At 40.3% G+C, this 22,017-nt stretch carries 22 protein-coding genes; 11 read left to right on the top strand and 11 right to left on the bottom strand.

Features of this window, described 5'->3' with window-relative positions:
• Positions 1 to 236 precede the first annotated feature (236 nt).
• Complete coding sequence (locus tag D0469_RS18765) at positions 237 to 1,517, top strand: MFS transporter (protein WP_117328263.1); 1,281 nt, start codon at positions 237 to 239, stop codon at positions 1,515 to 1,517.
• 309 nt (positions 1,518 to 1,826) lie between these two features.
• Here the strand turns inward: D0469_RS18765 and bioB are convergent, their stop codons facing one another.
• Positions 1,827 to 2,828, bottom strand: coding sequence for a biotin synthase BioB (gene bioB, locus D0469_RS18760; protein ID WP_117328262.1), 1,002 nt, complete (start codon positions 2,826 to 2,828; stop codon positions 1,827 to 1,829).
• A 175-nt stretch (positions 2,829 to 3,003) separates the two neighbouring features.
• Positions 3,004 to 3,600 carry a biotin transporter BioY gene (locus tag D0469_RS18755; RefSeq protein ID WP_117328261.1) on the bottom strand — a complete coding sequence of 199 codons (597 nt, stop codon included), beginning with the start codon at positions 3,598 to 3,600 and terminating at the stop codon, positions 3,004 to 3,006.
• A gap of 298 nt (positions 3,601 to 3,898) precedes the next feature.
• Here D0469_RS18755 and D0469_RS18750 point away from each other — a divergent pair, with 298 nt between their 5' ends.
• Positions 3,899 to 4,666 (top strand): enoyl-CoA hydratase, encoded by a 768-nt coding sequence (locus D0469_RS18750; RefSeq protein WP_117328299.1) that lies wholly within the window; start codon positions 3,899 to 3,901, stop codon positions 4,664 to 4,666.
• Between the two features lie 101 nt (positions 4,667 to 4,767).
• Here D0469_RS18750 and D0469_RS18745 read toward each other — a convergent pair whose 3' ends face one another.
• Entirely contained in the window at positions 4,768 to 4,956 is a 189-nt protein-coding gene (locus tag D0469_RS18745) for a YhzD family protein (RefSeq protein ID WP_117328260.1), read from the bottom strand.
• Between the two features lie 677 nt (positions 4,957 to 5,633).
• On the opposite strand from D0469_RS18745, the gene D0469_RS18740 reads away from it, so the two are divergent.
• From D0469_RS18740 to D0469_RS18725, 4 genes are all read left to right on the top strand, one after another.
• Positions 5,634 to 6,848, top strand: coding sequence for a metallophosphoesterase family protein (locus D0469_RS18740; protein ID WP_117328259.1), 1,215 nt, complete (start codon positions 5,634 to 5,636; stop codon positions 6,846 to 6,848).
• Between the two features lie 24 nt (positions 6,849 to 6,872).
• Positions 6,873 to 9,866, top strand: coding sequence for an AAA family ATPase (locus tag D0469_RS18735; RefSeq protein WP_117328258.1), 2,994 nt, complete (start codon positions 6,873 to 6,875; stop codon positions 9,864 to 9,866).
• A gap of 81 nt (positions 9,867 to 9,947) precedes the next feature.
• The gene (gene yhaM, locus D0469_RS18730; RefSeq protein WP_117328257.1) at positions 9,948 to 10,892 is read left to right on the top strand and encodes a 3'-5' exoribonuclease YhaM; all 945 of its coding nucleotides are present in this window, start codon (positions 9,948 to 9,950) and stop codon (positions 10,890 to 10,892) included.
• A 186-nt stretch (positions 10,893 to 11,078) separates the two neighbouring features.
• Positions 11,079 to 11,258 (top strand): sporulation YhaL family protein, encoded by a 180-nt coding sequence (locus tag D0469_RS18725; protein WP_117328256.1) that lies wholly within the window; start codon positions 11,079 to 11,081, stop codon positions 11,256 to 11,258.
• A gap of 126 nt (positions 11,259 to 11,384) precedes the next feature.
• Here D0469_RS18725 and D0469_RS18720 read toward each other — a convergent pair whose 3' ends face one another.
• The gene (locus D0469_RS18720; RefSeq protein WP_117328255.1) at positions 11,385 to 12,254 is read right to left on the bottom strand and encodes a peptidylprolyl isomerase; all 870 of its coding nucleotides are present in this window, start codon (positions 12,252 to 12,254) and stop codon (positions 11,385 to 11,387) included.
• Between the two features lie 194 nt (positions 12,255 to 12,448).
• On the opposite strand from D0469_RS18720, the gene D0469_RS18715 reads away from it, so the two are divergent.
• Positions 12,449 to 12,535, top strand: coding sequence for a YjcZ family sporulation protein (locus D0469_RS18715; protein ID WP_117328254.1), 87 nt, complete (start codon positions 12,449 to 12,451; stop codon positions 12,533 to 12,535).
• Between the two features lie 207 nt (positions 12,536 to 12,742).
• Complete coding sequence (locus tag D0469_RS18710) at positions 12,743 to 12,832, top strand: YjcZ family sporulation protein (RefSeq protein WP_117328298.1); 90 nt, start codon at positions 12,743 to 12,745, stop codon at positions 12,830 to 12,832.
• Between the two features lie 172 nt (positions 12,833 to 13,004).
• Here D0469_RS18710 and D0469_RS18705 read toward each other — a convergent pair whose 3' ends face one another.
• From D0469_RS18705 to D0469_RS18695, 3 genes are all read right to left on the bottom strand, one after another.
• The gene (locus tag D0469_RS18705) at positions 13,005 to 13,217 is read right to left on the bottom strand and encodes a hypothetical protein (protein ID WP_199478570.1); all 213 of its coding nucleotides are present in this window, start codon (positions 13,215 to 13,217) and stop codon (positions 13,005 to 13,007) included.
• 423 nt (positions 13,218 to 13,640) lie between these two features.
• A complete protein-coding gene (locus D0469_RS18700; protein WP_117328252.1) occupies positions 13,641 to 14,219 on the bottom strand; it encodes an HTH-type transcriptional regulator Hpr in 579 nt (192 codons plus the stop codon).
• Positions 14,220 to 14,397: 178 nt separating this feature from the next.
• Entirely contained in the window at positions 14,398 to 14,796 is a 399-nt protein-coding gene (locus D0469_RS18695; RefSeq protein WP_117328251.1) for a YtxH domain-containing protein, read from the bottom strand.
• A gap of 913 nt (positions 14,797 to 15,709) precedes the next feature.
• Here D0469_RS18695 and D0469_RS18685 point away from each other — a divergent pair.
• Positions 15,710 to 15,868, top strand: a complete 159-nt coding sequence (locus tag D0469_RS18685) for a hypothetical protein (protein ID WP_407675755.1) — start codon at positions 15,710 to 15,712, stop codon at positions 15,866 to 15,868.
• Between the two features lie 131 nt (positions 15,869 to 15,999).
• Here D0469_RS18685 and D0469_RS18680 read toward each other — a convergent pair whose 3' ends face one another.
• The 3 genes from D0469_RS18680 to D0469_RS18670 form a co-directional block, all read right to left on the bottom strand.
• Complete coding sequence (locus tag D0469_RS18680) at positions 16,000 to 16,533, bottom strand: tryptophan transporter (protein WP_117328249.1); 534 nt, start codon at positions 16,531 to 16,533, stop codon at positions 16,000 to 16,002.
• A 132-nt stretch (positions 16,534 to 16,665) separates the two neighbouring features.
• Positions 16,666 to 17,772, bottom strand: coding sequence for a 3-phosphoserine/phosphohydroxythreonine transaminase (gene serC, locus D0469_RS18675; protein ID WP_117328248.1), 1,107 nt, complete (start codon positions 17,770 to 17,772; stop codon positions 16,666 to 16,668).
• A gap of 111 nt (positions 17,773 to 17,883) precedes the next feature.
• Entirely contained in the window at positions 17,884 to 18,309 is a 426-nt protein-coding gene (locus D0469_RS18670; RefSeq protein ID WP_117328247.1) for an HIT family protein, read from the bottom strand.
• Positions 18,310 to 18,936: 627 nt separating this feature from the next.
• Between D0469_RS18670 and D0469_RS18665 the strand changes: the two genes are divergently transcribed.
• Both D0469_RS18665 and D0469_RS18660 read left to right on the top strand, forming a co-directional pair.
• Positions 18,937 to 19,677, top strand: coding sequence for an ABC transporter ATP-binding protein (locus D0469_RS18665; protein ID WP_117328246.1), 741 nt, complete (start codon positions 18,937 to 18,939; stop codon positions 19,675 to 19,677).
• The gene (locus tag D0469_RS18660) at positions 19,674 to 20,882 is read left to right on the top strand and encodes an ABC transporter permease (RefSeq protein WP_117328245.1); all 1,209 of its coding nucleotides are present in this window, start codon (positions 19,674 to 19,676) and stop codon (positions 20,880 to 20,882) included. The genes D0469_RS18665 and D0469_RS18660 overlap by 4 nt, the downstream gene beginning before the upstream one ends.
• 556 nt (positions 20,883 to 21,438) lie before the next feature.
• Here D0469_RS18660 and D0469_RS18655 read toward each other — a convergent pair.
• Positions 21,439 to 21,681 (bottom strand): hypothetical protein, encoded by a 243-nt coding sequence (locus D0469_RS18655; protein ID WP_117328244.1) that lies wholly within the window; start codon positions 21,679 to 21,681, stop codon positions 21,439 to 21,441.
• Positions 21,682 to 22,017: the final 336 nt, after the last annotated feature.

Below are 22,017 nucleotides of genomic sequence, written 5' to 3'. Positions count from 1 at the left end.
TTCTGGTATTTCCGTTCAAATATATGTCCCGCCTAGTCGGATTTTTCAATTTATCTGTCATATTTCAATGTGGCACCGATGCGATCTTGAAAATCTATGAAAAACAAGTGGAAAATGGATTCAAGCAGTAATTAAATTGTGCGCAATTAATAAATTCTTGTTTATACCCAATGTAGACACTCGATGAGGGGTGCCTGGCAACTAAGGAATAAACTACAACAATGAGGTGTTAAGAAATGAACCCAGGCTTAGACAATACACGTACGATTGGCGGCCTGCCTACAAAAATGGTTTGGGGCTTTGTCGCAATGCTTGTCTTTATGGCTGGTGATGGTCTCGAACATGCATGGCTGTCTCCTTATTTAATTGAACAGGGGTTGACCGTTCAACAGGCAGCAACACTTTTTACAGCTTATGGAGCAGTATTGGCGGTTGCAGCTTACTTTTCAGGAGTGCTTACGGAAATGTGGGGGCCAAGAAAGGTAATGCTTATCGGGCTGGTCACCTGGCTGATTGGCCAAATCCTTTTCATTGAATTAGGTTTAAAGCAGCATAGTTATGCAGCGATGCTTCCAACCTATGCGCTCCGTGGGATTGGCTATCCTTTCTTTTGTTATTCGTTTTTAGTGTGGGTAACGTATCGCAGTCCGAAGCGAATTATGGCTACGGCAGTCGGCCTGTTCTGGGCTGCATGGAGCGGCGGACTGTATGTGGTAGGAAGTTATTTCCCTGCTTTCATGACTGATCGCATTGGATATATGGGACTGTTGTGGAGTGCGGTTATCTGGGTTCTGGTTGGCGGAATTGCTGGGCTTTTAGTTGTCGGCAATGACAAAGTTAGCGAGAACAAGGGTGACGCAAAGGATAAACTTAAAAGTCTATTGAGCGGATTTACGGTCTGCATTGAAAAGCCAAAAGTAGCAATTGGCGGACTGGTTCGTATCATCAATTCAGTCGGAGTAGGGGCACTTCCTATCTTTTTCCCTATTTATTTGGCTTCCGAATATAATTATACCACTGGAGAATGGCTGACAATTTGGGGAACCTTTTGGTTTGCGAACATCATATTTAACCTGATCATCCCATACATCAGTGACAGATGGTTAGGCTGGCGCAGGACAGTTCAATGGCTCGGCAGTGTCGGCTGCGGTGTCATGACATTGGTAATATTTTATACACCGCAGATCGTTGGCCATAATTTCTGGGTCATGACATTGGTGGCAATTATTTTTGGAATTGTTCTTTGTGGCTTCGTACCACTTTCCGCGCTAGTAACTGCTTTAGCACCCGATCAAAAAGGATCAGCAATGGCTATTGTAAGCTTTGGAGCAGGGATGTCTTACTTCATCGCTCCGGCAATTGTTGGTTTGTTCATCAATAGTATTGGTGCTGAAGGGGTAATTTGGATATTCGCTATCCTATATTTTAGCGGAGCCGTTTTAATGAAATTCATGAAACTGCCTGAAGAAGAGGAACAAATGGAGAGAAAAGTTGCATTAAAGGAACAAAACGTGTAAAAAATACTCTCAATGTAAATTAATTATTGTAAATATAAAAGCAGGGGTCTGGCTTTCAGTTAATCCAAAGCATGAAACTTCATGTTCGGATAATAACAGTGGGTCAGACCTCTTGTATGTTGCACAAAAAGAAGAATCGCTCTTAAGTGGCATTACTAGCAATAAGCAGTATGCAAAAGAAACGATTCAACACAATAGCTTTTAAAAAATTTTTGAACAACTCTAAATTACTAGCTAAAATTGCTGGTTTACTAGCGAACATATTTGATCCGCTGTCCAAAACTAACAAATTACATGCAAATCTTTTTTTTAACTGTAAACTGCGTCGCTGTCACTTTTTACAAAATCTACTTCAAACCCCAAATCCTTCAGCATCTGGTGATCAGCGGTGCTTTCCTGGCCGGCTGTTGTGAGATAGTCCCCGACAAATATGGAGTTTGCCGGATAAAGTCCTAACGGCTGCAGGCTTCTTAAATTGACTTCACGTCCGCCGGATATACGTATTTCTTTCGTTGGGTTAATAAATCGCATTAGGCAAAGAACTTTAAGGCAATATCGAGGATTCAGTTCGTCAGTTCCTTCCAGCGGTGTACCGTCAATGGCGTGCAGGAAATTAACCGGGATTGAATCAGCGTCCAATACTTTTAAGCTTCTGGCCATATCGACTACGTCCTGCTTTGTCTCTTTCATCCCCATGATGACTCCTGAGCAAGGGGAAATTCCTGCTTCTTTGATTAGCTCAACAGTATCGACTCGATTTTGGTATGTATGAGAGGTTGTGATAGATTCATGATGGCGCTCGGAAGTATTGATATTATGATTATAGCGGTCTACGCCAGCTTCCTTTAGTCTGGCTGCTTGCTCCGGCTTTAACAGTCCAAGGCAGGCACAGACCTTGAGGTTGAATTTCTCCTTGATTTCCTCTACAGCTGAAACTACATTGTCCACATCTTTGTTGCTTGGACCACGTCCGCTTGCGACAATGCAATATGTTCCTACATTCAGGTTGTATGCTTGTTGGGCACCTTTTAAAATTGTATCCTTATCAACCATTCGGTATTTTTCAATGGGCGCGGTTGAGACACTGGATTGTGAACAATATCCGCAGTTTTCCGGGCAAAGTCCAGATTTAGTATTAATAATCATATTAAGCTTCACTTTATTTCCATAGTAATGGCTTCGAACTGTATAAGCGGCTTGAAGAAGCTCAAGAAGCTCCTCGTCAGGACAGTCTAGAACAGATAAAGCTTCTTCATTCGTTAAATCATGCCCTTCTAAAGCCTTTATCGAAAGTTGCTTCCAATCACCCATCATGTTACCTCCAATTTTTTTCTGAAATAAGAAAGTATAAAATTTATAACCAGTACAGATGTCTAGCTCCATCGCCCAGCCACTTTTTTTCCGTAGGAAAATAAAGCCCCGACGCACAAGAGATGAAAGTGCCGGTTTTAGCCATTCTTCTTCTGCCAGGGCGCTTGGGCTTTTCTTAAGCAGCCCGGTTAAATTTTCTGAACTGGCTTCTTGCTAACACTGTTTTTTCCAGCCTCAATCCCATAAAGCCTGCGCATACCGCTAAAATAATATCCTTTGGCAGCGGAGCAACCATCCATAGCCAGGCTAATTTATAGGTAAAACCTTCTGGAGCAGCAGCCCAGAATTTGTAAGCAAAGTACATCCAGTTCGTCCCGAACAAATAGTTAACGGCCATACCAATTAAAGCTGCCGAGACATAAACAGTAATAACACGCTTTTTCTCGATGATTTTACCTGTAATATAGGCTGTAAAAATAAATGAAACGATAAAGCCGAAGGTAGGGCTCACGATGGAGGAGATGCCGCCGCTAAATTTTGAAAAAACCGGGGCACCAACTAGGCCGACCAATGTATAAACAATCATTGCAACTGCGCCGAGCCGGCTGCCTAGAACTGCTCCTGCCAATATGGCAAAAAAAGTTTGTAATGTAATGGGGACTCCGCCCACTACCAGAAATGGGGCAATAGTCGTAATGTTGGCTCCAATGGCCATCAAAGCAACAAACATACCAATAAGCGTAATGTCAATCGTCCTAAGTTTTTTGTTCATTGTGATCTCCTTTGGAAATAAGTTATATATTGAGAATAATTTAATTAATTATTTAATGTCAACCAAAAAAATATTATAGTTAACATTTATCATTGCATTGGCAGTGATGTTTCTTAAAAAAATGGTACTTTTGGAATAAATTCTTTTTCAAGTGAATGAAAGCGCTGTATAATTTACGTGTGCAGGAAATTTTAATTTATATCATAGCTGCCTGTTAATATATATTCAGGTTTGGCAGCAGCAGCGATGAACCAAAAGTTAATCGGGAGGGAAATTAGTGAGTACAGAAACGACTTCAATGATCCAGCCGGTAATTGTTACATATGCTGGCAGAGTGGCAACGGTGGAGTTAAACCGCCCGGAATCCATGAATGCGATGAATGGTGACATGTTGAGTGAAATGGTTTGTAAGCTGAAAGAGCTGAACAGCGATGATAGTATTGATATTGTTATACTAAAAGGAAATGGAAAAGCGTTTTCATCCGGCGGAGATATTAAATGGATGTTGAATGGCACGGGCGACTTCAAAAATGTTATGGATTGCATTAATGAACTAGTAACGACCTTGTATTGTATGCCGAAGCTGACAATTAGCGCTATCCATGGGGCAGCGGCTGGGCTTGGCCTAAGCATTGCGCTTGCTACCGATTATACGATTGCTAAAGAGGGAAGCAAGCTGGCAATGAATTTCATTGGTATCGGATTAATCCCTGATGGAGGAGCGCATTTTTTCCTTGAAAGAAGGCTTGGAGAAGTAAGGGCAAAAGAACTAATTTGGGAAGGAAAAGTTATGAGCCCGGCTGAAGCACTGGAAAAGAACCTTATTAATGAGATTGCCGAAGACCTTGACTTATCGGTTGAAAAGAAGGTACAGGAATGGCTGAGCAAACCTGTCCAAGCAATGATTAAAACGAAGAAAATACTGGCTGAAAGAAACCGGCCGCTGCTGCTAAAAATCCTGGAGCTTGAAAAATACGGCCAGGACAAAATGAGAACAACTGAAGACCATAAAGAAGGAATCACGGCGTTTGTTGAAAAAAGAAAGCCGAATTTTACTGGAAAATGATAAAAGGAAACCCCGGTCAAATGTTGACTCGGGGTTCCTTTGCTGAAAATAAAACCAGCCCTGTTATTCATGGAAACAGGAGTAATCTAATTGATATTTGTTTACCGGTGAAACAGAACAAGCTTGCCTGCTGGAGAGGTACAGCGATGTGTTTTGTCATAAAGATCTTTTTCTCTTAATAGGGTTTCTCCGAGTTCCTTTGCCTGCTCATCAGTTTCCGCCTGAAAAGATTCATCTAGCAGCTTTTCTCCATCTTGCTCAAATACAGTTAATTTATATGTCCTACCCATTATGTAAACCCCTTTGTTTAAAAATTCAGATATCATTTATTTTTGCATATCATTTTATGGTTTGTAAAGTGTATTCGCAAAATGAAAAAAGAAGTTAACTAAGTATTTTTTTGAATTCTTGTTTTCTTTATAATTAAGTCAGGGTTTTATTTGAAACTTCTGCAAGTATTAGCCGTAGATTAATTAGTCAATAGTGTTTTATGAGATGTTTGCTCGGGGGGAGAAATAATGTGCCTTGGTTTTCGGGAATGTTGATTTTGCTGATTATCGTATGCGCAACCATTTATTTTGGAATGCGTCTAAATAGAAAAGCTGCTATTAACCTCTAAATATAAGAAATCAAAAAGGAAGAAAAGCTACAGCACCTCTGATAATATCAACTGGACATTGGCGGACTTCTTTACACATTCGGGCAGTGATTCTGACAGTGGAGGATCAAGTGGTGGAGATGGAGGCGGCGGAGGGGATTGAAAACTGATGGAAATACTATTTTCGTACAACAGCCGTGCCGTTAAATGGGGCAGGGTTGTTTTTGCTGGTGGATAGATACTCCTATCGCTGGCCCAGGGAGAACTATTAAACGATTTTCGAAATTTAAATATATAACCTACCATTCTGTATACTGATGGGAAAGTGTGTTCCCTTTATGATAGAATAAGTTCTAGTGAGGTGTAGATATGAGTGAGATTGTTTTTATGCATGCTGCAGATATCCATTTAGATAGTCCGTTTAAGGGCCTGAAGGGTCTTCCATTCCCGATCGTTGAAAGGCTTAGGGAAAGCACATTTAAAGCGTTTCAAAATATGATTGACGCGTGCATTGAGCATAATGTTGATTTTCTCTTACTAGCAGGTGATTTATATGATGGAGAAAATAGGAGCCTGCGTACACAGTCCAGATTTAAAAAAGAAATGGAAAGGCTGAATCAGCACCAAATTCAGGTTTATATCATTCATGGCAACCATGATCATATGGATGGCACATGGGTGACGATGGAGTTCCCGGAAAATGTACATATATTTAATGCATCTGTCGAAGTGAAAACATTTCAGAGACAAGATGGGACTCTTGTAAACCTGTATGGCTGCAGTTATCCGAGACGGCACGTAGCTGAAAGGATGATTGACTCATATGCCATCCGGGAAGGTGCGGATTACCATATCGGCCTTTTGCACGGGAATTTGGAAGGCAGCAGCGGCCATAGCCCATATGCTCCTTTTTCAATCAAGAATTTAATTGAAAAAAGAATGGATTATTGGGCTCTGGGCCATATACATAAAACTCAAATTGTTACAAAACAGCCGCTGTCCGTCTACCCTGGCAATTTACAAGGACGGCACCGGAAAGAAAGCGGGCAAAAGGGCAGTTTTCTGGTTAGGCTGGGTCAGATTTCACAAGATTATACGTTTATAGATTCAGCAGATATATTATGGGAGGCTGCAGATATGCAATTTCCTGCAACACTTCCTTTTGATGAAATTCTCCATTTGTGCAGGAATAAGCAAGAAGAATACAGGTCCAGGAATACTGGAGTTTTGCTTGAATTTATAGTTTCAATCTCATCTGCTGGTGAAGCAAATATTTTTACTCCGGTTTTTATCGATCAGCTTCTGGATATCTTGAATGACGGTGAGGATGACAGAGAGGACTTTGTTTGGGTATATAAAATCAAGCTTATTTCTTCATTACCCCAAAACGAGCCTGGCAAGCATGGAACCCCATTTATCCAGGAGATGCTTAGTATTGCTTCCTCTTTTGATGGCTCCATAGATGCGGTGCAGCCGTTATTTTCTCATCCGAAGACAAGAAGATATTTAGATGAGCTAACAAGCGAGGAATATGACGAACTGCTCGAGGACGCAAAGTTTTTACTAAGGCAGCTGCTTAATTAATTAGCAGGCAGAAAGGGGGACAGCATGAAATTAAGAGATATCCATATATATGGTTACGGGAAGATGGAGGATGCTAAATTTAACACGATGGAAGACGTTCTTGTTTTTTATGGTGAAAATGAGTCCGGCAAGTCTACGATTATGTCGTTTATCCACAGCATTTTATTTGGATTTCCTACCAAGGCCCAAACCGAACAGCGTTATGAACCGAGGAACACTGTTAAATATGGGGGAAAACTGACTGTGGAATCTAAAAGGTATGGATTGGTATCTGTAGAGAGAGTAAAGGGAAAGGCCACCGGTGATGTTACAGTTACTTTTCCCGACGGAACAACGGGGTATGAAGATGATCTTCAGTTGATTGTCCAGGGGATTGATAAAACTTATGTCCAGTCTGTTTTTTCATTTGACTTGAATGGGCTGCAAGGCCTGGATGGTCTTGATGAGAGATCGATAAGCAAATATCTCCTGTCTGCTGGAATGATAGGCAGCGATAAATTGATGGATGCAGAAACAAGGATTCAAAAGGAGCTTGATGCCCGTTTTAAACCATCAGGTCAGAAGCCCCGACTTAACATTATAGCGAAGGAATTGCAGCATTCACATCAGCTTTTAAAAAAAGCTGATGAAAATCAAAAAGGATACGATTCCTTACAGCAAAAGCGCCTGCAAAAGGAAAAGCAGCTGGCAGAGTTGAAAAGTCATATTAGTGAAATCGAAAAACAGCTGCTCCTCTACAAAGAATTCCTGCGCATAAAGCCGCTTGACGAAGAATATACGGTGTTACAGGCGAGAATATTAGAAATTGGAGAATGGTCCTTTCCAGAGGCTGGGGTTAAAAGGCTGGAGGCTGCAGAACAGTTATTCCTATCAGTAAAATCCCAATTAACCTCCCAGCAGCAAAGAACAGAAGAGTTAAAGGGTATAGTAAAAGAAGTAGAGGTCAATAGTTTCATAATCGAAAATAAAGAGAAAATACAAACAACCTTGGAAAACGGGGCATTGCTGGAAAAAATGGATTATGAACAGTGGAGGCTTCTGCACAGTCTTGATTCTGCCAGAAAAGAGATAGCCCTGCTAAAAGGAGATATTGGCATTAACCTGGATGAGGCTGATATTCTTTTGCTCGATACAAGCTCCTTTTTGAAGGAGCGCGTTGGACAGCTTGAGAAGCAAAAGGATCGGCTGGAAGCGGACAAATTTCATTTGGATGAAATATATAAAAAGCAAAAGGGCATGCTTGAACGCTGTGAATCCCGTATTAAGGACTTATCAAAGCGCCTGCTTCCAGCTGAAAAAAAAAACGAGCTGGAAAAATCAATAGCTTCCATGGAAGGAACCAATCAGACAGAAATGCGAAAGCTGCTCTTGGATGAACAAATTTCTGAGCTAAAGAGAAGGGTTCAAAGACATAAGGAAAAAATAAAGCAAAAAAATAAACGGGAAAATAGAATATTTTATTCTTTCCTTTTCCTATTAACATTACTTGCAGTATATGGAGCGGTTCAGCATCAGCTTTTGTTATCCGCCGCAGCTGTGCTGGCTGCGCTGATTCTCGGAGGCTTTTCATTCTATACGAAACAGGATGACCAACAAAATGAACTTACGGAGCAGCTCAAGGAGGCAGAACGAAAAAAAGGTGAGCTCGACCGGATAAGGCCTGCGGGAGAAAGTGAAATGAAAGCCGTTCATGAGCTGCTTGAACAAGATGCAGAAATAGAGCGGCAGCTTGCTTCTGAAAACCAAAAATATCGTGAATATGAAGAAGCATTCCATTTTTCGATCGATGCATATTCCGAGTGGGAAAAGCAAGTAAATCAAAATGAAGAGATGATTGATGCTATTGTTAAGGAATGGGGCATTTCAGAGCATACTGTCGTTTCGAATGCAGGCATTGCCTTCGAAAAAATTGTTATGCTCAAAAAAATGATAGAAGAAAAGAATACATCAGAGGAAGAATACAAGCTTTTAAATCTGGAATTCTCTTCTAGAGTCCAAGATGTACATTCGTTAGCCACTCATTGCGGCTTAGCTGATCTTTCCTGGAAGGAAGCCATCACAGAGCTGCGAAAGGCTATGAACATTTCACTTGAAAATAAATTGAAACGGAACCAAATGAGGGAAGAACTAGCACGATTTGATTCCGAAATACTAGATTTGTCAATTTCTTATGAGCAGACAGAAATTGAAATTCAAAAACTATTTGAGTTGGCAAATGCCAAAGATGGAGAAGAATTCAGGGAGAAGGCCCGGCTGGCAGCCGAAAGGGAGCGTCTTCAAGAGAAGGCAGGTTTAATTGCAATTCAGCTTCAGCACGTTTCACTGGCCAGGCATGAAAGACAAGAGTTAATCGAAAAAGGAATTAGTGAATACACAATCGAAGAGCTGGACCGAAACAGACTGCAATTGGTAGACCAATTATCGGCACATCGGGATGAACTTGCTTCATTAAAACTGGAGATAGGCAGACTGGAAGAGGGCGGGGCATTTGATGAACTATCCCATCTCTTTCATGAAAAAAAGGCGGCCTTCCGGGAAGAAGCAAAGGATTGGGCTAAATTTGCTATTGCAAAAGCATTGCTCCAGCAAACAATCCATAAATTTACTGAAGAGCGCTTGCCGGTTGTTTTAGAGAAGGCAGAGGAGTTTCTGTCATTTTTGACAGACGGGAGGTACAGAAAAATTGTTCTGGGAAAGGACCAGCAAATTCAGCTGGAAAGAGGCGATGGAATTCGTTTTGGAGCAAGCGAAGTAAGCAGGGGAACGGCAGAGCAAGTATACGCCTCCATCAGAATGGCGCTCGCCAACCAATCCTTCGAGGCAGATCCGTTTCCAATAATCATTGATGATAGCTTTGTAAATTTTGATTTTACAAGAACGGAACGCATGATTTCTTTACTTGAAAAGCTGTCGGAAACCCGCCAGGTTATCTTCTTCACCTGTCACAGTCATTTGCTTTCCAGCTTTTCAAAGGCGAAACTTATTGAATTAAAAAAGGAAGAAAAACAAGTGTTGTAATAAAACTAATAAAAAAAGGAAAAACCAGCTGAAAGCCTGATATGGTATACTGTTGTTACGATATCGGAACGGGGGATTCAAATGGAAAATGGCATTTATCAGTATGGAGTCGGTGACGCAATAGATACATATATGTATATAAAATCAAGCACAAAAGGGATCGCAAGCAATGGAAAGCCATTTTTGTCACTGGTGCTTTCAGATAAGACTGGAGAAATCGAAGCCAAGCTATGGGATATTTCAGAAGCTGATGAACGTCAGTATGCTGCAGAAAAAGCAGTTCGTATTTTGGGAGAGATCCAGAATTATAGAGGCAGGAACCAGCTCAAGATTCGCAATATAAGGGTTACAACGGAAGCAGATGCGGTGAATCTCGCTGATCTGATTCAAACTGCCCCAATTAGCCAGGATGAAATGATGCAGACAATCACGCAGTATATTTTTGAAATGACGAATCCCAGCATTCAGCGGATTACCCGTCATTTACTAAAAAAACATCAGGCTGAGTTTATTACTTATCCAGCTGCAACAAAGAATCATCATGAATTTTTATCCGGGCTCGCCTATCACGTTGTTTCCATGCTCGACCTGGCAAAGGCAATTGCCGTGCTGTATCCGAAGCTTGATAAAGACCTGCTGTACGCAGGTGTAATACTCCACGACCTAGGCAAGGTAATGGAGCTATCCGGCCCCGCTTCAACTGTATATACGGTGGAAGGCAATTTACTCGGGCATATTACAATTATGGTCAATGAAATCGGCAAGGCTGCAGATGAGCTGGGCATTAGCGGAGAAGAAATCATGATTCTTCAGCACCTAGTGCTGAGCCATCATGGCAAGGCTGAATGGGGCAGCCCGAAACCGCCTATGGTAAGGGAAGCTGAAGTACTTCATTATATCGATAACCTGGATGCAAAAATTAATATGATGGATCGTTCCCTGGATAAAGTGAAGCCAGGCGAATTCACGGAAAGGGTATTTGCACTCGAAAACAGATCGTTTTATAAGCCTCAGTTTCAGAAATAGATTACAAGGAAATAAGTTATGATATTTCGCTAAACCTCCTATACGCGCCAAAATAGGAGGTTTTTTGCATTTCTAAAAAGTGGACTCTCTTTCCACAAATACCAATTTAGGGAAGTATATTTAATTTCATTGCAGCATATTCTCTATTAACGGGATGGACAAGTTAGATTGAAGGGAGCAGGAATAATGCCAATTTGGATTTGGTTCGTAGTGGCAGGAATCATTGTAAGTGCAGTGATGGCAGTCCGGACAGCGAGGCTGGAGAGAATACAGGAACAAGAGTGGATTGAGCAGGAAGGCCAAAAGTATATTGACCGTATCAGGGAAGATAAAGAAAAGAAAAATGAATTTCAGCCGGAGGCTTAAGCCGGAATTCACTATACAGAAGGCGCGTACCATTTTTGGTACGCGCCTTCTAGATTTGAAAACTAATGATATAGAAACTGAGCAGGTCGCTGTTGCTCGTCTCTTAACACTCAGTCAGGTATCTATTTATTGTGCGGCAGGCTGTTCAGGTCTATCGAGTGCTTTTTCCAAGTCTTTATCCTTTATCTCGACATTAGCTGCCTTCAATTCTTTATCGACTGCTTTGTTTACTTTTTCCTGATCAATTTTTGCAGATTTTACTTCATACTCAAGTTGCTTTTTCATTTCATCGTAAGGTTTCTTTTCTTTCTTGTCTGTTACCTGGATGATATGGTAGCCATGTTCAGATTGGACAGGTTCACTAATTTCATTCTTTTCCAATGCATAAGCGGCTTCTTCAAAGGCTGGAACCATTGCTCCCGGTCCAAACCAGTCCAAGTCTCCGCCTTTTTCTTTTGAGCCTGGATCAGTTGAGTACTGCTTAGCCAAATCTTCAAATTTACCGCCTGCATCGAGTTTTTTCTTTACTTCCTGGGCTGTTTTCAAGTCAGCTACAAGGATATGGCGGGCACGGATTTCAGGGCGGATTTCTTCATAGCGCTCCTTCATTTCCTTTTCAGAAGCTTTTACGCCTTTAAGAGCTGCCTTTTCCTGAAGCATGCCAATCTTTAATGATTCTTTGAATTGTTTTTCATTTTCATATCCATATTGAGAAAGGGCCATTTCAAAATTCTCGCCCAAATCAGCTTTAAACTGGTTCACTCTTTCATCAAGCTCTTTATCTGTCACTTTATATTTATCTTCAAGTACTTTTTGATATACAAGCTCTTGAATCACTTGTTCACCGAATCGGTCTTTTAAAGTGTTATAAAGTTCATCCTTCGTAATATCGCCAGCTTTTGTTTCAACAACTACTTCAGACTTACCGCTATCAGTACATGCGGTTAAACCTAGAACGCCGGCTGTTACGGCAAGGGATAATAACCATTTCTTCATGCCATGCAACTCCTGTTTTGTAAATTGGTGGGGCTACTGTAAATCCACAAGTCCTACTATAACATAAAACAGATAATAGGCAAAAAAATATGTTGGTAATCTTTTTAGATTATTTAAAAAAATAGGTGAATGACCTACCCACTTTTCATTCTGTTACATATGATAAATCGAAGTTACTAAAGGAGGAATGAACAATGAGTGAAGGTTACAACAACGGTTTTGCGTTATTAGTTGTGCTATTCATCTTGCTTGTAATCGTAGGTGCGGCATTCTGTTGGTAAGCTGACCGTAATTGCTGAATGCAGCACGTGATTCTGTCCCTGCAGTTGGCAGCATTAACAGCGACGCTTTCAAGCAGGAAACAGACTGCCTTTTAAGGAGCTGCCAAAGAAGTAATTGCCGTGTTAAACACCCGCAAAATGTGTAAAGGGGAAGAAACTGAAAAGCTGACACAGCTGGCGAGTCTCTTTGAGGAAGGGGGAAAATCAATGTCTGGAGGATACGGATACGGTGGTGGATTTGCCCTAATCGTGGTTCTATTCATCTTATTAATCATCATTGGAGCTGCCTGGCTATAAAAAATGAACAAAAGGTGGAGCGCAGGCTTCACCTTCTTTCATAACTGGAAATTATTAAACGATCAGCTTGATAGCGCAAAAGAGCCCAGCAACATTTTCCCGCAGGAAAAAATGTTGCTGGGATATAGCGCTTTTTCCCGAAAAACAGATGTACAATAAATAGTATGCAAGATTATGTAAATGATATCTCAATATAAGAGGATAATAGTAAAATGGTAATCAAAACATTTATTGTACGAAAAACCTTTGGCTGCCGGTCTTCAGGAATCTCTTTTTGAATGCATAATGTATCTGTCAATCTATTGATGTTGAAAAGAATTGCACCTGAAAAAAGAATAAACCATAATGAGATCACCCTGAATCCCTCCTTATCTAAACCAATCATTTATTCATTAACATACCAAATTATCGAAAAAAAAGATAGTACTTCGAATGCTAAATGTAAGTGCACCATGGTTTTAAGTAAACTCAAACCTTTCAAATTCCGAATGCTTATACCTACTTTAATATTACATATCTTTAAGATGAATATGTCATTCGGGCGGATTAAAATCGAAAGTATTTTGCCTTCAGGTTAAGCTTGTTACACGAAGATAAAGAACTTTAAGTATAGCAGGGGGTGGAGTTCCAAATGGAGATGGGAAAATTGTGAAGTAATGAACATAATGGATGAAAAGCAAAAAGCGGAGGATTCAGTTTTCTAATCCGCTTCTTGAAATCTGGGGAAGGAGTAGGGTTCGGCATCTAAATATGAAATGCCAATTTCTTCTCACCCGGAAGTGGGCAATAATGAAAGCATTATTGCTATTTATACTGGTTCTGCCTCTTTTGGTGCTTTCTTTTTGGAGAGGCGGCCGTTCTCCACGGAAAATTCATTATCGATGTTGGAAAAAGAACGTTCAAAAATCTCCATAAAATCTTCGCCATATATATTTCTGATTACGGCCATCATTTCAATCATATCAGGGAATTTGCCGTATAGTTCCCGTAGTGGGAGAGCACCGGTAAAAGCGGCATTTTTCCCAGGATCATAAGTTTCCATCAATGCCAGCAGAATTTTCTCACCTTCATCGGTAATTTGTATATACGTATTCCGTTTGTCATCCTCCTTTTTAGAAAACTGCAGCAGTTTTCTTTCTTCCAGTTTTTTTGAGAAATTGAACGCAGTAGAAACATGCATAACACCGAATTTAGCTACATCAGAAATGGAAGCGCCGTTCAAATGATAAGCGATCCATAAAATATGATGCTCGTTAATATTTAGGTCATATGGCTTAATCCACTGCTGCCAATCCTTTTCAACAGATTTCCATAAAGCCTTGCTTAGTTGGGCGACTCTCTGGCTAAAGAGCATAGCTTCTTTCATAGTATAGTTTTTTTCCTGCATACGTGTCTCACCTACCTAAAAAAATTCTAATACATTTATTATGACAATAAAATAAAAATTAATAAAGATAAAAATTTGCTAAATTTTTAGAAATTTTTTTATCAAGAGTTGTTTTTTCAAAAGAAGTGAAAAAAAATATGCGCAGAGGCAGAGAATCATGCCGGCTGCGCATAAAGAGTTACTGGTTTTCAGGATCTTTATTTGCCATTTTTTTAGGAGTTGGGGAACTCCCTACAATTCCTTCGAGTTCTCCAACAGCAGACTCAATTTCCTGAATTTGGCTGGAAAGTTCGTTTTTGTGAGGCTCAATCTCAAGTTTCCAATACTCAATTCTTGCTTTTACCTCTGATAGGAATTGGTTGATTGTCTCTTTGCTTACCTTTGTTGCGTAAACGGTATCATCCTTTAGTTCTGTGGCTCGGGCCTTGATTTCGGCCAAGATATCAACTGCTTCATCTTTGTTAATTTTGATCCTGTCCCGCAAGTCTCTTCCAGAGGACGGTGCGGAAAGGAGGACTGCAGCACCCGCAACTAATGTACCAGCCACAAAACCGAATAATAAAGATTTGGCTTTCATATTTTTCGTCACCTCATTCAATGTTATTGGTTAGTTTTTCTACAAAACATTTTAAAATCCTTTTAATGCCACTATAAAAGTTAATTATCGAATTCTCGGGAAACGCGCTTCAAAACAAAGGGACAGGTTAAATTAATTTCCCTCTAGTTTTTATATCACAAAAATTTTTTCTCAAACATTAATTCATTTTTTTTAATATATAAAAATAGTTTGAACACATTTATCAATGCAAAGAGGGGAATCTGGGTATACGAAATAGCCTGTCAGCATATATTGGTCTAAAAGAGAGGCAGGTTGCGCCTTGGCTACAGTAGAATATGCGTTATTTACTATATGTTTTCTTTTTTTTGCCGGGATGATTCATTTTTTATTGTCAGCAGAAAGGCCAGGCATCTATCCTCCCAAAAAGCTGTTGAGGAAAAGAGCAGGCTTCCTCGGGCTAGGAGGAGCATTGCTGTTGGTTATAGCTGTATTAATTCATTTCTCTGTGTAAATAAGATCCTTCTCTGTAATAAAAAGGAGAAATGAAAGGTAGTGTAAAAACCCCCTTGCTGTCAAGCAGGATATGAAAATGTGAGCATCACTAATAATTAGTGGTGCATTTTTTGTTCCTGGATAAGTAAAATTTATGTTTTTCAATAAGTACATGTGTCTAGCTCCAGCGCCCGGCAACTTTTTTCCGCAGGAAAATAAAGCCCTGACGCACACGACGTGCAGTTCCGACGTCGCCAAAGGAGAAAAATGCTTCAGTAGTGATATATCGCACGAAACAAAGCGACAGCTTTGTTAGGGCGTGGCGGTCTTAGCCGTACTTCCTCTGCCATGACGAGTGACCTTATTGAGGTTAACTTAAGGGGAACACTGCTTATAGCAGCAGACCTAAGAGAAGCTGCTATGAGATTCAGCTGATCTAATCGGTGCAAACTTAAGAGACGCTGATTTAAAGCAGTGCGAATCTACCGGCTGTATTTTTCTTACTCAGGTCCAACTGAACTCGGCTAAGGGAGATATGCAAACAAACTTACCGTCGATTGTAAGGACGCCTGAACATTGGATGCATGTCGGAAAATAAAGCATTTTAGCAAAGTTGAAGTGGTTAAAGACCAAAATAAAAAGAATGGATAAAGCATTTAACTGCTTTATCCATTCTTTTTTTAAGAAATTCTATGATATTTTAAATCAGCTTGCCGAGTAGGCGAAGCGTCAGCTATGTTGATGTGTAACGTTGGAACCGATGTTTGATTTTTTTACGATTCCCCCGGCGATTGGATAAATGATTATCATCGCTACCGTATTAAATGCCGCTGCCGGAAGTACAACTGCCGCAAATAGTGCTACGAACGGACCAGGAAGTCCAACTAGATAGAAGGCAGAGCCTAAAAAGATAATGCCTGAAATAATTGTGCCAATTGCTGTTAAGGCACCTACACTGATAATGGAATGGCGGAATTTTTTGATTGCCATTAAAAGAAAGAAAAAGATAAACGCTGTAAAGAATTTATCAATAATATTCGGCAGGAATCCTCCAGGGAATGATGTAGTCAAAGCTGAAATAATTCCACTTGCCAGCCCTAAAAGCAGTACATTCTTTTTTTCAGGAAACAGGATAATGCCCAAAAAGGTCATGATTAGCATCATATCAGGCTTCATGCCCATGAAAAACCCGGGTACAAACATGTGAAGCGCTGCACCGATCCCGATTAAAAGTGATAAAGATACCAGTATCTTTGTATTCAATTCTCATCTCTCCTCTTCTGAGCTCAACTAATTTAAAAGCCCCTCCGGCAGTGCACTCATTGCCTGACGCGAAAAGCTTTTAATTAGTATATCATGGCTTTTAAATATTTTGAAGCTTTTATTTCTTTTTGCTTATACTGTCTGTTCAGATGTTTTCCGTGTATGAGCCGCCTGGAATTTCTTCATGAAAGAAGCGAGTTCCTCGCAATGTACAAGTGGCACCGCATTATAAATAGATGCCCGGCATCCACCGACAGAACGGTGGCCGTTCAAGCCCACAAAACCAGCTTCTTTTGCTTCTGCAAGGAACTGTTTTGTCAGGTCTTCATTCTTCAGGGTGAAGGTTACATTCATATATGAACGGCTGTCTGGACGTGCGTGCCCTTTATAAAAACCATTGCTTTCGTCAATCGTATTGTACAGCAAGGCTGCCTTTTGCTCATTCAGTCTTTCGATCTCTTCTAATCCGCCAAGGTCCTTAACCCATTGAAGAACAAGGGATAGCAGGTAAATAGACATAGTAGGCGGTGTATTATAAAGGGAATCGTTGTCTGCATGCGTTTGGAAAGAAAGCATAGTCGGCAGGCCGGCATTCTTTTGAATTAAATCTTTTCTGATGATAACCACTGTAACCCCGGATGGGCCGAGGTTCTTTTGGGCTCCGGCGTAAATGAGCCCAAACTTGCTAACATCGATCTTTTTGCTAAGAATATCGCTGGACATATCCGCAATTACAGGTACTTCTACTGTTTCGGGATAATCTTTCCACTGGGTACCGAAAATTGTATTATTACTGGTGATATGCAAGTAGGCGGCATTTTCTGCAACATTCAGCTCGTCCAATGCAGGGATAGTTGAGTAATTGGTTTCCTTGGCGGAAGCAGCAACTTCACATGTACCGACTTTTTCCGCTTCCTTTAATGCTTTCTCAGACCATGATCCAGTTAATACATAGCTTGCGGTCTTTCCTTCCGGCAGAAGATTCATTGGGATCATCGAAAACTGCAGGCTTGCTCCTCCCTGCAAAAATAACACATCATAGTCCTCTGGGATATCCATTAATTCAATCAGAAGGCTCTTAGCCTTATTAATAATGGATTCAAAGTCCTTGCTTCTGTGGCTGATTTCCATTACAGACATGCCTGATCCATTGATGTTAAGAAATTCTTCTTGTGCTTTGGCCAATACTGCCTCAGGTAATGCTGCAGGACCAGCGTTAAAATTGTATGCTCGTTTCAAAATATTCCCTCCCTATACGGTGATGCATTAAAGTGAAAATAATTGTTTCTATCTTAACAGAATCGCAACTACTTTTGGGCAATCTTTTTGAAATTTTCTTTACAATTGCAATTATTCGTTTATATGGCTGGAAATAGAAGCAGCCATTCTTTGAAGATCTTCCGGCCTGTATTCATTTGTATGAGTGTTCCATATAGCTCCGAATCCATCTCCCTCACCATAGCGAGGCAGTAAGTGCATATGATAGTGGAACACAGTTTGTCCAGCGGCTTCTCCATTATTGTTGACGATATTAAGCCCAATCGGCTTAAATTCCTCTTTAATTGCCTTTGCAATTTTAGGAACGGCTTCAAAGACATGGCCTGCGATCTCCGGAGTCAGTTCATAAATATTTTCTTTATGTATTTTTGGAATGACAAGGGTATGACCCTTTGTGACCTGGCTAATATCAAGAAACGCCAGCACATGCTCATTTTCATATATCTTTGAACCGGGAATTTCTCCGTTAATAATCTTACAGAAAATACAATCGATCATAATCACACAGCACCTTTCATAAAATGGTTTATTGGCTTTATATTACCATAGCGCGGAATTTTAGTCATAATAAGCATTGGGAAAAAAATGAAAAAAAAGCAGGATGCAACCGATCGTTGCACCCTGCTGGAGGAAGAGGGAGGCTTCAATTTCACGTTCTACATCAGGCTGTTCTCCTCTTTTGCAAACACCTCATTCACATTAGAATGTGTACAGGTGAAATACTATTGGAGAAATTACATTCAAGGCGACCATCTCCTCATCTATATCGTTTCTCAACGTATAAAGCGTCTGATTGGTCTTTTACAAACACCCCATTTTTAATAGAGGAATTTTAAATAAGAATGTCTATTTCAACCTTTGAGCGCAAGATGACCATCCCCTTGCATAGAAACGTTAAAATAATGAAGCTGCTTATATTTCAGTTATAGGTCTTTAACTGGCACCCCATTCACAATTTGATTTTGAATCAATTGATCTTAGGAAGCTCCCTGCTTCTTTAATTATGATAGCCAGTCATCACGATAACTTACCTGGTTAAAGTTGGAATTTTAGTAACGATGACTATAACGGCCGTAGAATTTTTGATAATATATAGAGAAGATGAGAAAAGAAAGGAATCTTGACATGTCCTTATTGCAAATACAAAATCTGTCCGGCGGCTATACAAAAACGCCAGTGCTAAAAGGCATCAGCTTTGATGTAAAACCTAAGGAGCTTGTTGGCCTAATAGGATTGAACGGCGCTGGAAAAAGTACAACAATTAAACATATTATCGGTTTAATGGAGCCTAAAAACGGAAGCATTATGATTAACGGCAAAACCTTTACGGAACAGCCAGAAGAATACCGCAAAGAATTTACTTATGTCCCTGAAACCCCAATTCTTTATGATGAGCTAACTCTTGAAGAGCATTTAAAGCTTACTGCAATGGCATATGGACTTGAGGAAGCTGTCTTTAAGGCACGGATAGCGGCACTGTTAAAAGAATTCCGAATGGAGAAGCGGCTTGGATGGTTTCCGGCCCATTTTTCAAAAGGGATGAGACAAAAAGTGATGATCATGTGCGCATTTCTTGTTCAGCCGTCGCTTTACATAGTTGACGAGCCGTTCGTCGGTCTCGATCCGCTTGGCATTCAGTCACTTCTGGATTTAATGGGCAAAATGAAGGAAAGTGGAGCGGGTATCTTAATGTCAACCCATATCCTTGCAACCGCTGAGCGTTATTGTGATTCTTTCGTTATCCTGCATAATGGCGAGATCCGTGCAAGAGGTGATTTGGAACAATTAAGAACTCAGTTTTCAATGCCAGGTGCGACCCTGGATGATTTATATATCCAGCTGACAAAGGAAGAGAATGAATCATGAACAGCGTAAATTTTTGGAAGGAAAGGTTTCAAACCTTCAGTAAGGAGCTCCAGAAATATTTACGGTATATATTTAACGGTCATCTCTTGTTTGTACTCATTTTTGCAGTGGGGGGACTGGCTTATTACTATAGCGAATGGATTAAAACGCTTGATAGCGGATTTCCATCAGCCATTATCCTGGCAGTTCTACTTGGCTTAATGATTACGTCCAGTCCAATATATACATTCTTGAGAGAGGCGGATATGATTTTTCTTTTGCCGTTAGAAAAGCGATTGGACGATTATTTCAAGCGTTCCATTATTTTGAGCCTTGTGATTCAGGGGTATTTGCTTTTAATGGTCTTAGCTGCGGGTTTCCCGATGCACTCCAAGGTAACTGGGGCATCATTTCAGGATTTTGTGCTTATTTTCATGCTCATGCTGGTCATAAAGTATATGAATTTGGTGATTCGCTGGCATGTCCTGAAATTCCAGGAAACTTCCACCCTTTGGCTCGATAATGGTGTAAGGCTTGCTATTAATATTGTGCTGCTCTACTTTTTGCTTTCAAGAGCAAACTTATTTTTAACTATCATTACTTTAGCGTTGCTGATTGGCCTAATGCTGTATTACCGTCAGGCTGGAAAAGAAAAAGGGTTAAAATGGGAGCGGCTGATCGACCTTGAAGGCAAGCGCCTCATGTCGTTTTACCGGTTGGCCAATATGTTTACTGACGTGCCGAAGCTTAAGGAAAAAGTGTCCCGCCGGAAATGGCTTGATTGGCTGCTGTCATTCATTCCGTATCGGCAAACTTCTTCCTATACCTATCTTTATGCCAGGTCACTGCTTCGGACAGATGATTATTTTGGCCTTTTTCTGCGGCTTACCGTAATTGGTTCGTTCGTAATTCTCGCATTTACATCGATGTTGCCTGTGCTCTTTACAGCTGTATTGTTTTTGTATATGACTGGCTTGCAGTTAATGGCGGTGGGGCGGAACCACGAAATGAAAATTTGGATTAACTTGTATCCATTGCCGCAAGAAAAGCGGCTTCAGTCAATCATAAACTTATTGCAGCTTATGCTGCTCGTTGAAACGGTTATTTTCGCTGTTGTGGTTTTGTTTACAGGAGAATGGATAACCGCCTTCGCCACATTGGCAGCAGGATTAGCGTTTATCCTGTTTTTCAGGTCTTATGCTGCAAAAAAAATATCTGCTCTTTAAGGTGCAAATCTAATTGAACCGTATAACGTCAACCTGCCAGGAAACCGTCTCCTGGCAGGTTATTTAATTTATTTACTGGGAGTTGAAATCATATTTATTCTATTAAAGAATCTGCTCAGTATACTGCAAAAATTGCCGATGTGTGTCGAGAAATCGATATATTGTAAAAGGTGACGATAAAATTCGGAAGATGTGGTATAAGTATCCGAAGTTGTCGAAAATTTTCAGAAAGGTATTTAAAGGCTCTCCAAAATAACAGATATAAAAGGGTTTTTACGGGTTTTAATTGGATTGGCTCAAGCGTTAACAGCGGAAGGGGATTAGAGATTTCCTTATAGACTGCAAAGAAGGAATTGAGTTCAGCATACAATAGGATACACCTATCCTTTAAAGGAACTGTACATTCAATGAGGGGAATAACTATGTCGAACTGAATGTCATAGAAAAAGGAAACGAATTTTTCAAGGAAGCGATAAGCTTATTTGAGGATGTACCAGAATCCGCAATAAACAAGAAGTGGCCAAATATTATCATGGCCATCTTGCGAAAAGATGCGTTAGGACATTTTTTTGTCACATTCCTTGAATTTCAGGACCATCCTACTTAATGTATCTTCTTTTGTTGCTGAATAAAGAACAGCTTTGAAGTTTCTTTTCGCCCATTCACTCACACCTACTAAATCAATTGTATGATTCGGTGTCTTCGTGTTTACTGTAATATCGAGGGCATTGCTATTTGTTAAAAATGGTTTTAGTTCCTGCTTTAGTTCACCTATGGTTGTGGCAGTTATCTCATTCAATTTAGTTCCTCCTTATGTACAGTTTGATTTTGGTTGTTGCAGATTCCGTACTTTTTCATAATTCAGTTAAATTTACATGGAGACCAAGTGACTGAATACCATCAACCTTGTGGTCAAACAGCAAATTGTGGAAAACACTGGTGTAACCATTTCAATATTTCCTTATGCCAACCCTGATACCTTCATTTCATTACTTATACACATTTTCAGCAATCTGCAAACATGAAGCTATAATTTTTTTGTTATAGTCACTCTATTGAAAATAGTTCTTTCCGCTATCAAAAACACTCCAATGGTAGCTGTTTAGGTGTGTCCTCCGCTGGTAAAATAATGGTA

It is taken from the genome of Peribacillus saganii (genome assembly GCF_003429095.1).
Lineage (GTDB): Bacteria > Bacillota > Bacilli > Bacillales > DSM-1321 > Peribacillus > Peribacillus saganii.
This window is presented reverse-complemented; position numbering and strand designations above follow the sequence as displayed.